Source organism: Flagellimonas pelagia (genome assembly GCF_003584135.1).
In the GTDB taxonomy this organism is placed as follows: Bacteria; Bacteroidota; Bacteroidia; order Flavobacteriales; family Flavobacteriaceae; genus Flagellimonas; species Flagellimonas pelagia.
In genome coordinates, this window is sequence record NZ_QXFI01000020.1 from 18,943 (window position 1) to 31,637 (window position 12,695).

At 42.9% G+C, this 12,695-nt stretch carries 14 protein-coding genes and 1 other RNA gene; 8 read left to right on the forward strand and 7 right to left on the reverse strand.

What is annotated here, in order from left to right; genetic code table 11:
- The first annotated feature begins 6 nt into the window (after positions 1–6).
- On the forward strand, positions 7–894 hold the full coding sequence (locus D2V05_RS08015) for a Ppx/GppA phosphatase family protein (RefSeq protein WP_119647155.1): 888 nt from the start codon (positions 7–9) through the stop codon (positions 892–894).
- On the opposite strand, the gene D2V05_RS08020 is transcribed toward D2V05_RS08015, so the two are convergent.
- Together D2V05_RS08020 and D2V05_RS08025 are read right to left on the reverse strand one after the other, a co-directional pair.
- The gene (locus tag D2V05_RS08020) at positions 891–1,472 is read right to left on the reverse strand and encodes a MiaE family protein (protein WP_119647156.1); all 582 of its coding nucleotides are present in this window, start codon (positions 1,470–1,472) and stop codon (positions 891–893) included. The two genes, D2V05_RS08015 and D2V05_RS08020, sit on opposite strands and share 4 nt — an antisense overlap.
- Positions 1,473–1,524: 52 nt before the next feature.
- The gene (locus D2V05_RS08025; protein ID WP_119647181.1) at positions 1,525–3,303 is read right to left on the reverse strand and encodes a DNA polymerase III subunit gamma/tau; all 1,779 of its coding nucleotides are present in this window, start codon (positions 3,301–3,303) and stop codon (positions 1,525–1,527) included.
- Between the two features lie 107 nt (positions 3,304–3,410).
- Here D2V05_RS08025 and rnpB point away from each other — a divergent pair.
- An RNA gene (gene rnpB / locus D2V05_RS08030) (RNase P RNA component class A) lies at positions 3,411–3,711 on the forward strand.
- On the opposite strand, the gene rsmD is transcribed toward rnpB, so the two are convergent.
- Genes rsmD through D2V05_RS08045 form a run of 3 tightly spaced genes read right to left on the reverse strand, consistent with a single transcriptional unit; the run spans position 3,709 to position 5,806 of the window.
- A complete protein-coding gene (rsmD, locus tag D2V05_RS08035; protein WP_119647157.1) occupies positions 3,709–4,257 on the reverse strand; it encodes a 16S rRNA (guanine(966)-N(2))-methyltransferase RsmD in 549 nt (182 codons plus the stop codon). The two genes, rnpB and rsmD, sit on opposite strands and share 3 nt — an antisense overlap.
- Complete coding sequence (locus D2V05_RS08040; protein WP_119647158.1) at positions 4,258–5,091, reverse strand: DUF3822 family protein; 834 nt, start codon at positions 5,089–5,091, stop codon at positions 4,258–4,260.
- A complete protein-coding gene (locus D2V05_RS08045) occupies positions 5,072–5,806 on the reverse strand; it encodes a hypothetical protein (RefSeq protein WP_119647159.1) in 735 nt (244 codons plus the stop codon). Before D2V05_RS08045 ends, D2V05_RS08040 begins: the two co-directional genes overlap by 20 nt.
- A gap of 108 nt (positions 5,807–5,914) precedes the next feature.
- On the opposite strand from D2V05_RS08045, the gene D2V05_RS08050 reads away from it, so the two are divergent.
- The 6 genes from D2V05_RS08050 to D2V05_RS08075 are packed head-to-tail and all read left to right on the forward strand — an operon-like array spanning position 5,915 to position 11,098.
- Positions 5,915–7,348, forward strand: coding sequence for an ATP-dependent DNA helicase (locus D2V05_RS08050; protein WP_119647160.1), 1,434 nt, complete (start codon positions 5,915–5,917; stop codon positions 7,346–7,348).
- Positions 7,349–7,377: 29 nt separating this feature from the next.
- Entirely contained in the window at positions 7,378–7,941 is a 564-nt protein-coding gene (locus tag D2V05_RS08055; RefSeq protein WP_183114805.1) for a DUF4126 domain-containing protein, read from the forward strand.
- Positions 7,942–7,978: 37 nt separating this feature from the next.
- Positions 7,979–8,692 (forward strand): 3-deoxy-manno-octulosonate cytidylyltransferase, encoded by a 714-nt coding sequence (kdsB, locus tag D2V05_RS08060; RefSeq protein ID WP_183114806.1) that lies wholly within the window; start codon positions 7,979–7,981, stop codon positions 8,690–8,692.
- A complete protein-coding gene (locus D2V05_RS08065; protein ID WP_119647163.1) occupies positions 8,683–9,390 on the forward strand; it encodes an HAD family hydrolase in 708 nt (235 codons plus the stop codon). The genes kdsB and D2V05_RS08065 overlap by 10 nt, the downstream gene beginning before the upstream one ends.
- The gene (locus D2V05_RS08070; protein WP_119647164.1) at positions 9,390–10,517 is read left to right on the forward strand and encodes an iron-containing alcohol dehydrogenase family protein; all 1,128 of its coding nucleotides are present in this window, start codon (positions 9,390–9,392) and stop codon (positions 10,515–10,517) included. The genes D2V05_RS08065 and D2V05_RS08070 overlap by 1 nt, the downstream gene beginning before the upstream one ends.
- 41 nt (positions 10,518–10,558) lie before the next feature.
- The gene (locus tag D2V05_RS08075; protein WP_119647165.1) at positions 10,559–11,098 is read left to right on the forward strand and encodes a 1-acyl-sn-glycerol-3-phosphate acyltransferase; all 540 of its coding nucleotides are present in this window, start codon (positions 10,559–10,561) and stop codon (positions 11,096–11,098) included.
- 3 nt (positions 11,099–11,101) lie between these two features.
- Here the strand turns inward: D2V05_RS08075 and D2V05_RS08080 are convergent, their stop codons facing one another.
- Both D2V05_RS08080 and D2V05_RS08085 read right to left on the reverse strand, forming a co-directional pair.
- A complete protein-coding gene (locus D2V05_RS08080; RefSeq protein ID WP_119647166.1) occupies positions 11,102–11,812 on the reverse strand; it encodes a YebC/PmpR family DNA-binding transcriptional regulator in 711 nt (236 codons plus the stop codon).
- Positions 11,813–11,873: 61 nt separating this feature from the next.
- Positions 11,874–12,692 carry a sugar nucleotide-binding protein gene (locus D2V05_RS08085; protein WP_119647167.1) on the reverse strand — a complete coding sequence of 273 codons (819 nt, stop codon included), beginning with the start codon at positions 12,690–12,692 and terminating at the stop codon, positions 11,874–11,876.
- Positions 12,693–12,695 lie beyond the last annotated feature (3 nt).

The window sequence follows — 12,695 nt, forward strand, 5'->3', positions numbered from 1 at the left end:
TACTATTTGGTAATACGCAAATTTGCCGCCATTGATATTGGTTCGAACGCCATCAGGCTGCTCATCAACAACGTAATTGAACAAAAGGGTAAACCTACCATCTTCAAAAAGAGCGAGTTGGTACGGGTACCCGTACGTTTGGGGGAAGATGCCTTTATCCGTGGTGAAATTTCCCCGAAAAGTGAGTCGCGGTTGGCCAAGACCATGAAATCATTCGACTATTTGATGCAGGTGTATGGCATTGAAAAGTTTATGATCTGTGCCACATCTGCCTTACGTGAGGCCAAAAATGGGGACGAAGTGGTACAAAGGGTCATTAAGGAAACCGGAATGCCCATCGAGGTCATCGATGGGAAAAAAGAGGCCATGATCATTGCCTCGACCGATCTTAAGGACATTATCAAAATAGATGGGCATTATCTCTATGTAGATGTGGGAGGCGGTAGTACCGAGTTCACCATTTTTGAAAAAGGCATGCCAAAGATTTCCCGTTCCTTTAAAATTGGTACGGTCAGATTGTTGAATAACTTGGTGGAAGATTCGGTTTGGGAAGAGGTTAAAACTTGGGTTAAGTCAAATATCCCATTGGATGGAACAGTAGAGATCATCGGTTCAGGGGGAAACATCAACAAATTGCATAAAATGTCCGGTCGAAAATTGGGTCAACCCCTTTCATACATATGGTTGCACGGGCAATACCAATTTTTGAACAATATGGCCTATGAGGATAGGGTGGCGGTGTTAGGTTTGAATCAAGATAGGGCGGATGTGATTATCCCGGCCATCAAAATATTCTTGAACGCGGCCAAATGGAGCAAGGCCAAGAAGATTCATGTTCCCAAAATCGGGTTGGTAGACGGTATGATCAAAATGTTATACTACCAGAAGGATTAACCGTGCATGGTTTCCCTTTTGCCCAAGTCTTTCATTAAGCTCGCCTCATAATCCAACAAATCTTGCCATTTTTGGTCTACTTCGTCTTTATTTCCATATTTGCGGGCAAATTTTAGGAACATGGTGTAATGGTTCGCTTCGCTCACCATTAGGTTTCGGTAGAATTCAGATAACTCTTCGTCCTGGATTTCTTCGGACAGTAATCGGAAGCGTTCACAACTTCTGGCCTCAATCAAAGCAGCATATAGTAGTTTGTGTACCAAGTGGGTTTCCCTACTTCCACCTTTGGGGAAGAATTTCATCAATTCGATAACGTATTCGTCCTTACGTTCCCGGCCCAAAACCCACCCACGTTTGAGTAGCTTGTCATGCACCATGTTAAAATGGCCCATTTCTTCGCGGGCCAAAGCAGTCATTTCTTTTACCAATTCTGATTTTTCAGGAAAACCAATGATGAGGGAAATGGCCGTACTAGCTGCTTTTTGCTCGCAATAGGCATGATCGGTGAGGATTTCCTCGATATTTTTCTCCACTATGTTCACCCATCTTGGGTCTGTTGGTAACTTAAGGCCTAACATGTATTGTCTTTTGAAATGTCAAGGTACAAAGATACGGGTATTGGGTATGAAGCTAAAAATCAAGGTCAAACTCTTTACGCAATAAATCGATGGCTGGGTTTTTCTCCTTTAATTTTTCGTATTTCTCTGCGGGAGTGAAGGCGAACTTTTTGGCAACTTCCTCGTTCACCGTAATCTGAAGGGTGATGGAGTAGTTGTTGAGCTTTTGCTTAAGGTAATCCAACATCAGGTTTTGCTCCCGCTCTATTTCCTTTTTCATGGTCCCGTTCGGTAACTCGATCCAAATAGTATCATCACTTTTGAGTTTGGGAACATCGGTCTGAAGGTTACTGGCCAAAATTTTCCTTCCTTGACTTTCCAGTTGATGTACAAAATCGTCCCAATGCTTTTGCATATCCTCTTCGGAAAAAGAGTCTTTGGGAAGATCTTCATGGGCTATTTCAGGAGATTTGGTGTTCTCGTGCTCCTTTTTGATTTTGATACTGGAGAGGGAGAGCCCGGAAACCCGTTTTTCCAAGTTGCCGATCTGTATTTTGGGAGGTTGGTATTCCTCCTTCGGTTCATTTATGACTGCTTCGGGTTCACTAACCGTTTCCACAGGTTCGCTGACCAATTCTTCCTCTAAAACTTCTACATTGGATTGATTTTGAGTAGGTTTCGGTGACTCCTTTTGTGTTGAGCCATTGGTCTGGACCGTTTTGGCGCCATTGGTGACTGGTTCTCTTTTTGCGAAAAAAGAGGCGGGAATTATGAAATTAGAGTTTTTTTTTTCTCCATCAAAAGTGATGGACGCCAATTTCATGAGAGTAAGTTCTACCAGTAACCGCTGATTTTTACTCGACTTGTATTGCAGATCGCAGTCATTGGCCATATCAATGGCCTTTAAAAGGAATTCTTTGGGAGCCTTTTTGGCCTGCTCCTGATATTGGGATTTTACATCATCGCCGACTTCCAATAGGTTTAGGGTATCAGGGTGTTGGCACACCATTAAATCCCTGAAATGAGACGCCAATCCCGATATAAAATGATGTCCGTCAAAACCTAGCGATAAGGTTTTGTTGAAGAGTACCAAAAGTTCGGGTATGTTGTTTTCCAAGATCAGATCCGTGGCGGAAAAATAAATGTCATAATCCAGAACATTTAGGTTTTCCGTTACGGCCTTTCGGGTCAATTGTTTCCCTGAAAAACTGACCACACGGTCAAAAATCGATAGGGCATCGCGCATGGCACCATCCGCTTTTTGAGCAATGATGTGCAGGGCACTTTCCTCTGCTTCAACCCCTTGTTGCTCGGCGATGTATTTGAGGTATTCTGAAGCATCCTTCACCGTGATCCGTTTAAAATCAAAGATTTGACAACGGGACAATATAGTGGGGATGATCTTGTGTTTTTCCGTGGTGGCCAATATAAAGATGGCATGCTTGGGCGGTTCCTCCAAAGTCTTCAAAAACGCATTGAAAGCGGATTGCGACAACATGTGTACCTCATCGATGATGTACACCTTATACTTTCCTACTTGGGGAGGTATCCTAACTTGGTCGATCAAGTTTCGAATATCGTCCACGGAGTTGTTGGAAGCCGCATCCAATTCAAAAATATTGAAAGCGAAATCCTCATCTTCACGTTCCGTGCCATCCTGGTTGATTTTCTTGGCCAAGATACGGGCACAAGTAGTCTTTCCCACACCTCTGGGGCCACAGAATAAAAGGGCCTGCGCCAGGTGATTGTTGTCAATGGCGTTCAGCAAGGTATTGGTAATGGCCTCTTGGCCCACCACATCCTTAAACGTCTGGGGACGGTATTTTCGAGCTGATACGACAAATGGTTCCAATGCAGGGATAATAGAGTTTTTACAAATATAAAAATAGCAACCGTCAAAGCCACTTCTCTGTAACTTGGATAGCCTTTTTTTATTAACAATTGGATTACCTTTGCATCCAAGCAGGCCACCTTATCGCTGCAATTTTGGCGACAAGATTGAAGAGGAAAGTCCGGACACCGTAGTGCGGCATAGCGGGTAACGCCCGTCCGCCGAAAGGCGAGGACCAGTGCAACAGAAAGCAAGTACAGTTCGGCTGTAGTGAAATCAGGTAAACTCTATGCGGTGAAACGCCATGTAAACCAGTGTTTGAGGGTTGCACGCCCGAGCTGGAGGGTAGGCGGTTAGAGCCTTTGGGCAACCACTGGCCTAGATAAATGGTAAGGGTATACAGAATCCGGCTTACGGCCTGCTTTTTTATTCCATTTCTTCCTCTTGAAAGAAACTAAAAATGCTTCCCCCATATTTTCTTTGTTCGGTATGGCGCGGATGTTGGGAAAGGTCGGTTTGATCGGAATGTTCGACAACCAAAAGACCATCTTCCTCTAGCAATCCTCTTTCAAAAACCAGATTGGCAATTTTTAGGAATTGGCTCTGGTCAAAACTATAGGGTGGGTCGGCAAAGATGATATCGAATTTTTCAGTCGTTTTCTCTAAGTATTTGAAGACATCGGCCTTAACCGTACTGATTGAAAAATCCAACTCGGTTGCAGTTTTGGCAATGTACTGGGTGCATCCTGGAAAGCTGTCCACGGCCGTGATATCGTCAATGCCTCTCGAGGCGAATTCAAAACTAATGTTGCCTGTTCCGGAAAAAAGGTCCAGAACTTTAAGTCCATCAAAATAAAAACGGTTGTTCAAGATATTGAAGAGCCCTTCCTTGGCCATATCGGTGGTGGGCCGAACGGGTAATTTTTTAGGGGCAATTAATCTTTTGCCCTTATATTTTCCAGAGATGATCCGCATTTAAAGGGAGCTTAATATGGAAAAATCTATGCTCTCGTTTTCCAACTCTTCCAAGGGAAAGGCAGGATTGCTGGGAACAAAAACTGATACGTTTTTAATGTATTGATAGCAAAGGTCAAAAATGGGATCACCCTCTTCAATAGAACCAAAAAGTTTTAACTGGATTTTTTCAAGATCCATTTGCAACTGTTCCAGACTGAAAAGCAAAAAATATAAAAAGTCCTCTTTGGTCTTGTATTCAAACTGGTTGTAGAAAAGGAGTTTTTTATCCGAGGCCACCATCATTTCCATGTCCTTTCCGGATACCTGTACATAACAGGTAGGCTCGGAAGCGGTCCTGCTTTGTGAAAGTAATGTGGATATGAGGACGGTTCCACTATGTTTGAATTCAAACTCACCGAAAAGTTCAAAAATATAATTGTTGACGTTGGTGTATGGAATGTAAACATTAATGATTTCCTGGTTTGGTAGCTCATCATAGGCAACAAGGTCATTGGCCATGATCTTGGCATTGAACTTTAAGTAATTGGGTAGCTCATCCTTATTGAACAGGGGTTTGGGTACCAATCCGAACATATTGTTCTTGTGGATAACGACCACCTCGGAAAAGTTTCTACCGATATCACCGTGTTGACTCAGTTTGGCCTTCAGTTCCTTGAGCATGAGGTAAGGAGTGGAAGGAGTGTTGAAAACAACCTTCTCAAAAGCCAGTATCTTATTGGTAATGGTATCCAGAACACAAAAAGAAAGTCCATTCAGGCTAACCTGAATGGACAGTTTTCTATAAGTGCTATGTTCTTTTGGCTGCGCTATATCAGTTATTTTTTCTGTCATAGATTGGAGGCCAGTTTCCGTTGGTGCTCACATCGGTCAACGAACCAACTTTTATTTCATCGCCGTTTACTTCCTCAACACTTTGGTGGGCTTTTTCCCTATCGACCAAATCTTTGGGTTGATCATAAAGAACAACATCCTTTTTCACTTTGGCTTCGAAAACGGGAGCCTTATAACCGCTCTTGTCCATGATGTCAGCTTTAAGTTCGAATTTTTCTCCATTTTGGGCGTAAGGTACATCCATCATGGATTTGTATCGATCACTTCCTTTAAATAGGGAATCTTTGATTTTTACCATTCCCAAAGTATCGATGATTACGGTATCTTGTTGAAGTTCAATGCCATAGGCCTTGTCAAATCTCATATAAGAAGAGTCCCTTTGGGTGGTAATGGTATAGTTCCCTGTATCGATGAATTTGATCAAGCTCTCAAAATTGCCAGCGTATTTACCATTAACGGTTTTATAGGCTTCTTCGGCATCGCGGATATCCTTTAATTTTGCAATTACATGGGAAAATCTCTCTTTTCTTACTTTATTGAACTCGATAGGGGCGTTGATGGATTGATATATTTTATAACCTAGAAAAATGCTTAAAAGTCCAAACGCAATGACCAAAACGGGCTTTACTTTTTGAGGTAAAAATCTGTCAATCACGAATACAAGCCCAAAGGTTACAAGGCATATTAATACAACAATAAGAATTAAGTTTAACATATCTGATACTGTCTTTCAAAGTTAATTTAGTGGTTACTGACAAATCTACAATTTTTTTTTAATCACGAAACTTTTTGCTTTAAAAAACCATGCTATCTTTAGAAGCCCATGAACGATTTTACCGCACCCGGATTTTTGAAGATTTTAAAGGAAAAATTCCCCCACATACCTACGGAGAAGCAAGGTTTGGCCATGGAAAAATTGGCTAGGTTTGTCCTCGAAGGAAAAAAGGAAGAGGTGTTCCTATTGAAGGGCTTTGCCGGAACGGGAAAGACTACTTTGGTGGCTACATTGGTAAGTAGTCTATGGAAAGTGAAAATGAGTTCGGTGCTCATGGCACCTACGGGGCGCGCGGCCAAGGTGATGTCCGTTTATTCAGGGGACAAGGCCTTTACCATCCACAAGAAGATCTATTTTCCTAAAAAGCAGTCAGGGGGCAACATCCAGTTTGTACTGGCCCCGAACAAGCATCGCAATACCGTATTTATTGTTGACGAGGCTTCCATGATACCCGATACCCCAGCCGACTCAAAGCTTTTTGAAAACGGTTCTTTGTTGGACGACCTTATGTTCTTTGTACATTCCGGTCATAATTGCAAATTGGTGTTGATTGGTGATACGGCACAGTTACCCCCGGTAAAATTGGAACTCAGTCCAGCTTTGGACCAAGATCGTTTGGCCCTTAATTATGATAAAGAGGTGGAATGTTTGGAACTGGACCAAGTCATGAGGCAAACCGATGATTCGGGTATCCTATATAATGCCACCAATTTAAGGGAGCAATTGCAATCTCAGTTTTATGATGGTTTCCAATTTGAATTGGATCATTATAAGGATATCGTTCGGTTGATTGACGGGGCTGAGATCCAGGAGGCCATCGATTCGTCCTACAGCGAAAATGGAAAAGAGGAGACCGCCATTATTGTGCGTTCCAATAAAAGGGCAAATCTATACAATCAGAATATCAGGGAGCGTATCCTTTTTTTGGAAAATCAAATTTCGGTTGGGGATTATATGATGGTGGTGAAGAACAATTACTTTTGGTTGAAACCCAATTCTGAAGCTGGCTTCATTGCTAACGGAGATATTATAGAAATTCTGGAGTTGTTTGCCATTAAAGAACTGTATGGCTTTACCTTTGCGGAAGTGAAGGTGAAAATGGTGGATTATCCCGGACAGAAACCATTTGAGACTGTTTTGTTGCTCGACACCATAAACGCGGAATCCCCATCCCTTTCCTATGAAGACGGGAACCGATTGTACCAAGAGGTGATGAAGGATTATGCCCATGAAAAATCGAATTACAGAAAGTTCTTGGGTGTCAAGAACAACAGGTTCTTCAATGCTTTGCAAGTGAAATTTTCCTATGCCATTACGTGCCATAAGTCGCAAGGAGGGCAATGGAATACTGTTTTTGTAGAGCAGCCCTATTTGCCCAACGGGGTGGACAAAGAATACCTGAGGTGGTTATATACTGCCGTTACACGGGCAAAGAAACAACTGTACCTGATCGGATTTAAAGATGATTTTTTTCTTGATTAGGAATACCCTAAATTAGACCTACCATGAACATTGAACCAAGTACCATAATTAGTATTTTTCTCGGAATAGGGCTGGCAGCTTCTGCCGGTTTCAGGATATTTTTGCCCTTGTTCGCCCTGAGTTTGGCGTCCCATTTTGGAGTTTGGGAATTGAACGACAACTGGCATTGGCTGGGTAGTTTGGCTGCAGTAATCACCTTTGGTGTGGCCACAATAGCAGAAATATTCGCATATTTCATCCCTTGGGTAGACAATGCTTTGGACACTTTGGCTTTGCCCTTGGCAGGAATCGCAGGGACTGCCGTTATGGTTTCGACCATTACCGATTTGGATCCCGTAGTAACCTGGTCCTTGGCCATCATAGCTGGAGGAGGTACAGCAACTGCCATAAAAGGGGCCAATGCTGCTGGAAGATTGACCTCGACCGCTACTACAGGAGGACTTGCCAATCCGTTGGTGTCCACAGTGGAAACAGGGGCTGCGGTAGCAGTGAGTACGGCATCTATTTTGGTGCCGCCCATAGCAGCCATTTTGGTCATCATTATATTATTGTTCATTTTTACGATCTATAGAAAGCTTCGGCCCAAAAAATAATATCCAACCAATCCACAGTTAAGTGAAAATAATTTCCATGATTCCCGCCCGTTATCAAGCCTCACGGTTTCCAGCCAAGTTGATGCAGGACCTTGCGGGCAAGCCGGTCATTGTAAGGACTTATGAGGCTGCCGTGAACACCCAACTTTTTGATGAGGTCTACGTGGTTACCGACAGTCCCATCATTGCCGAGGTCATCCATGGGATAAATGGTAACGTGATCATGAGCAAGAACCAGCACGAAAGTGGCAGTGATCGTATAGCCGAGGCTGTGGAAGATATGGAGGTGGATATTGTGATCAATGTGCAGGGAGATGAACCCTTTATCGATTCGGTAAGTCTGGAAAAGGTCATTGATGTATTTCAAAAAGATGTGGATAAAGAAATAGATCTGGCTTCTCTCATGACACCCATCACCGATTGGGAAGAAATTTCCAATCCCAATACTGTCAAGGTGATTGTGGACAACCAAAACTTTGCCCTCTATTTCTCACGTTCCCCGATACCCTATCCCAGGGATAAGGAAGTGGAGGCCACCTATTATAAGCATAAGGGAATCTATGCCTTCAGGAAAAGGGCTCTGATGGATTTTCAAAAATTGCCCATGCTCACTTTGGAGGCCAAGGAAAAAATAGAGGCCATCCGGTTTTTGGAGTATGGTAAAAAAATAAAAATGGTAGAGACACACGTTACCGGTATCGAAATAGACACCCCGGAAGATTTGGAACGCGCTAGAACGGTATGGAAGTAGATTTTTCGAACATAAAAGTCATCGGGTTTGATGCCGACGATACCCTTTGGGTAAACGAAACGTATTTTCGGGATACGGAGGAAAGGTTTGCTGAACTGTTGGAGGATTACGAGACCAAAAACAAGGTGGACCAGGAACTATTTAAAATGGAAATGGTAAATCTTGATATCTATGGTTACGGTATAAAAGGATTCATGCTTTCCATGATCGAATCGGCATTGGATCTTTCGAACAATCAAATTTCACAAACCACCATTGCCCAGATTTTGGACCTGGGAAAAAAGATGATAGCCCATCCCGTGGAGTTGTTGGATGGAGTAGAGGAAGTACTTTCCAAACTGGTGAATAGATACCGGTTGATCGTGCTCACCAAAGGAGATCTTTTAGATCAGGAACGTAAGCTGGAAAAATCCGGATTGTCCAAGTATTTCCATCATGTGGAAGTATTGAGTGATAAAAAGGAAACCAACTATAGCAACCTTTTGGAGCATCTGAACATTGATGTAAAGGAATTTTTGATGATAGGGAACTCCCTTAAGTCGGATGTATTGCCTATCTTGAATATTGGGGCCAAGGCCGTGCATGTGCCGTTCCATACCACATGGGCCCATGAAATGGTGTCGGAGGAAGATGAATTGGTGAACAACCATCTGAAACTGAACAGCCTAAAGGATATTTTGAAGTATTTGGATAACTGATGAAGATAGAGAACAACTTGAGTAGAGAAAATATTACCCCAAGTATAAAGACCCAATACCGTAATTTTCCGATGGTACCAAGGGTCATTTTTGGATCGGGATGTTTTTCGCAATTGGGTGATATTCTGTTGCCCATGCGCAAAAGTTCCGAGGCACCCTTCATTTTTTTGGTGGACGACTTCTTTGAGAACGAAGCATTTGTCTCCAGGGTGCCGTTGATGTTCAACGACGAGATCATCTTCATTTCGGCGGATGAAGAACCCAAAACAGCCCAAGTGGACGCCTTGGTGAACCAGATTAGGGAAAATTATTCGGAGCTTCCTTCGGGAATAATAGGAATAGGTGGAGGTACTTTGCTTGATTTGGCCAAGGCCGTGGCAATCCTTCTCAACAATAAAGGTTTGGCCGAAGAATATCAGGGTTGGGATTTGGTGAACAAACCGGCCTTGTATCATGTCGGTGTTCCGACCATAAGCGGGACCGGAGCTGAAGTTTCCCGAACCACAGTGTTGTTGGGTCCCGATAAAAAATTAGGCATTAATTCGGATTACACTACATATGACCAAGTGCTCTTGGACCCTGATTTTACGAGGACAGTTCCGAAGGAACAGTGGTTCTATACGGGTATGGACTGTTTTATTCATTGTGTTGAATCCCTTACCGGAACCTATTTGAATGCTTTTAGCCAGAGCTATGGAGAAAAAGCCATGGAACTCTGTGTGGAAGTCTTTCTGGAAGATATCCCTGAAGAAGAGTCCCGGGATAAGTTGATGATGGCATCCTGGCACGGGGGTATGAGTATTGCTTATTCACAAGTGGGTATCGCCCATGCCATGAGTTATGGACTTTCCTATCTTTTAGGGGTGAAACACGGAATCGGCAACTGTTTAGTCTTCCTGCATTTGGAGGAATTCTATCCAGAAGGGGTGTCACTTTTCAAGAAAATGCTCCAAAAGCACCATATTCAATTGCCAAAGGGTATTTGTGCCAATCTTACCCAAAACGATTTTGATGTGATGGTCAACGTGGCCCTTGGACTGGAAGCCCTTTGGGAGAACGCCTTGGGGAGTGGTTGGAAGAAAATAATAACCCCGGAACGGCTTCAATCCATGTATGAGAAGATATAAAGCCATAACAATAGGTTTCTTTTATTCATAATTTCCAAAGAATGCATCAACTGGCCAAGTTCATATATTTCAAGGTTTTGGGATGGAAACTGGTCGGTACCTTTCCCAATGTGGATAAGTGTGTCATTATTGTGATACCGCATACCCATTGGCTTGACTTTTTCTTGGGATTATTGGTGCGAAAGTTGGTGAACCAAGAAATCAATTATATTGGCAAGAAAAGTCTGTTCAAACCGCCTTTTGGATGGTTTTTTAGATGGACAGGCGGGGCTCCGGTAGACCGTTCCAAAAATTCCAATACGGTGGATAGCATTGTTCAAATATTCAATGAAAGACAAGTTTTTAGATTTGCCTTGGCACCTGAAGGCACCCGAAAAAAGGTCCAGGAATTACGCACTGGTTTTTATCATATCGCCAAAAAGGCACAGGTACCCATAGTGATGGTAGCCTTTGATTTTGGTAAAAAGGCAGTGAAAATTGCGAAGCCTTTCCTCCCCTCGGACCATCAAGAAAATGATTTTAAAAGAATCCGTGAATTCTACAAAGGAGTAAAGGGCAAGGTTCCGGAATATAGTTTTTAAGGATTACTCCTGCATGGTGTGGTACACGTTCTGCACGTCATCATCCTCTTCAATTTTTTCCAAAAGTTTTTCCACATCCGCCATTTCTTCTTCGGAGAGCTTCTTGGTCACTTGGGGAATACGTTCAAACCCAGAAGAAATGATTTCAATCTCCCTGGATTCCAACTCTTTTTGCAAAGAGCCAAAATTTTCAAACGGGGCATAAATGTGGATGCCGTCCTCGTCAACAAAAACTTCCTCGGCACCAAAATCGATCAATTCCAATTCCAGTTCCTCGGGATCCAAACCTTCTCCCTTTACGGTAAAATTACAGGTGTGGTCGAACATGAATTCCACAGATCCTGAAGTGCCCAAGCTTCCGTTACATTTGTTGAAATAACTTCTAATATTGGCAACAGTTCGGGTATTGTTGTCCGTAGCGGTTTCGATCAAAATAGCAATTCCATGGGGAGCATAACCTTCAAAAAGCACCTCTTTATAATCCCCTTGGCTTTTATCGGATGCACGTTTTATAGCCCTTTCAATATTTTCTTTGGGCATGTTCACCGCTTTGGCATTTTGGATCACGGCACGCAGTTTGGAGTTGGCATCGGGGTCCGGTCCCCCTTCTTTAACGGCGATTACGATATCCTTACCAATACGGGTGAATGCTTTGGACATGGCGGCCCAACGCTTCATTTTCCGTGCTTTCCTAAATTCAAATGCTCTTCCCATGTAAAATTGATGTTATGGATGGCAAATTTAGCAAAAAAAGCACCCTTGTCAAGCTAAATCATCAGACAGGAATATGGTGGTCTATCACCTCTTGGCAACTGATCAATAAATTTTTGGGCAGCTTATTGTATTTGGGCAAGGCGGCAAGATAACGATCTTCGTTTGTGGTATAGACCCTTTTGAAAACGGGATGGTAATTTCCCATTCGTTTAATCACTTCCTTGATGAATTCCTCATGTTGTATCAGGTCGCTACTCCCCAAATGATAGATGCCGGTCTTGTTCCGATTGATCAGATAGTGGATCTGTTGTGTAAGTTTGTCATCGTTGGTCACATTGATGATCAGGTTTGGGAATACCTCAATAGGTTCATGTTGCTCCAAACTTGTTTTGATTTCCCTGATTCGGGGCGATGCGTTTCCGAAGACCATTGGAATACGGAGGATTCCCGTCTTTTCCGAAGGCATCCGCATCATCATGTTCTCGATCTTGATCTTCAAGCGGCCATATACACTTTCGGACAAGGTCTTGTCGTACTCGTAAGATGGAAATTTACTGTAGGCATCAAATACGTTGGCCGAAGAAATAAAATACAGCTTAGCCTTGGATCGCATCAAATATTCCATGATATGCTGATGGGCCTGTATTTGAGCTGAAAAATCTCCCCGGAGGGATGAAATGATCACATCAGGATGTACTTTTTCCAAAATCTGGAAAACATCATCCTCCTGAAGGTCATACCTAAAAAACTGTTGGTTGGAAGAAAAGGAACGATTGGTAAAATAAGTGCCGTACGTGTCGAAATAGGAGCAGAGTTCTTTGTAGATGGCATTACCCACAAATCCACTCGCACCCAATATCAATATCTTCTTTTTGTTCAAACG

What these genes read in the sequence shown, in the direction of transcription:
- D2V05_RS08020 (WP_119647156.1), bottom strand. Translation starts at nt 1,472, where the DNA reads ATGTTAGGCCTTAAGTTACCAACAGACCCAAGATGGGTGAACATAGTG.
- rsmD (WP_119647157.1), bottom strand. Translation starts at nt 4,257, where the DNA reads ATGCGGATCATCTCTGGAAAATATAAGGGCAAAAGATTAATTGCCCCT.
- D2V05_RS08040 (WP_119647158.1), bottom strand. Translation starts at nt 5,091, where the DNA reads ATGACAGAAAAAATAACTGATATAGCGCAGCCAAAAGAACATAGCACT.
- D2V05_RS08045 (WP_119647159.1), bottom strand. Translation starts at nt 5,806, where the DNA reads ATGTTAAACTTAATTCTTATTGTTGTATTAATATGCCTTGTAACCTTT.
- D2V05_RS08050 (WP_119647160.1), top strand. Translation starts at nt 5,915, where the DNA reads ATGAACGATTTTACCGCACCCGGATTTTTGAAGATTTTAAAGGAAAAA.
- kdsB (WP_183114806.1), top strand. Translation starts at nt 7,979, where the DNA reads ATGATTCCCGCCCGTTATCAAGCCTCACGGTTTCCAGCCAAGTTGATG.
- D2V05_RS08065 (WP_119647163.1), top strand. Translation starts at nt 8,683, where the DNA reads ATGGAAGTAGATTTTTCGAACATAAAAGTCATCGGGTTTGATGCCGAC.
- D2V05_RS08070 (WP_119647164.1), top strand. Translation starts at nt 9,390, where the DNA reads ATGAAGATAGAGAACAACTTGAGTAGAGAAAATATTACCCCAAGTATA.
- D2V05_RS08075 (WP_119647165.1), top strand. Translation starts at nt 10,559, where the DNA reads ATGCATCAACTGGCCAAGTTCATATATTTCAAGGTTTTGGGATGGAAA.
- D2V05_RS08080 (WP_119647166.1), bottom strand. Translation starts at nt 11,812, where the DNA reads ATGGGAAGAGCATTTGAATTTAGGAAAGCACGGAAAATGAAGCGTTGG.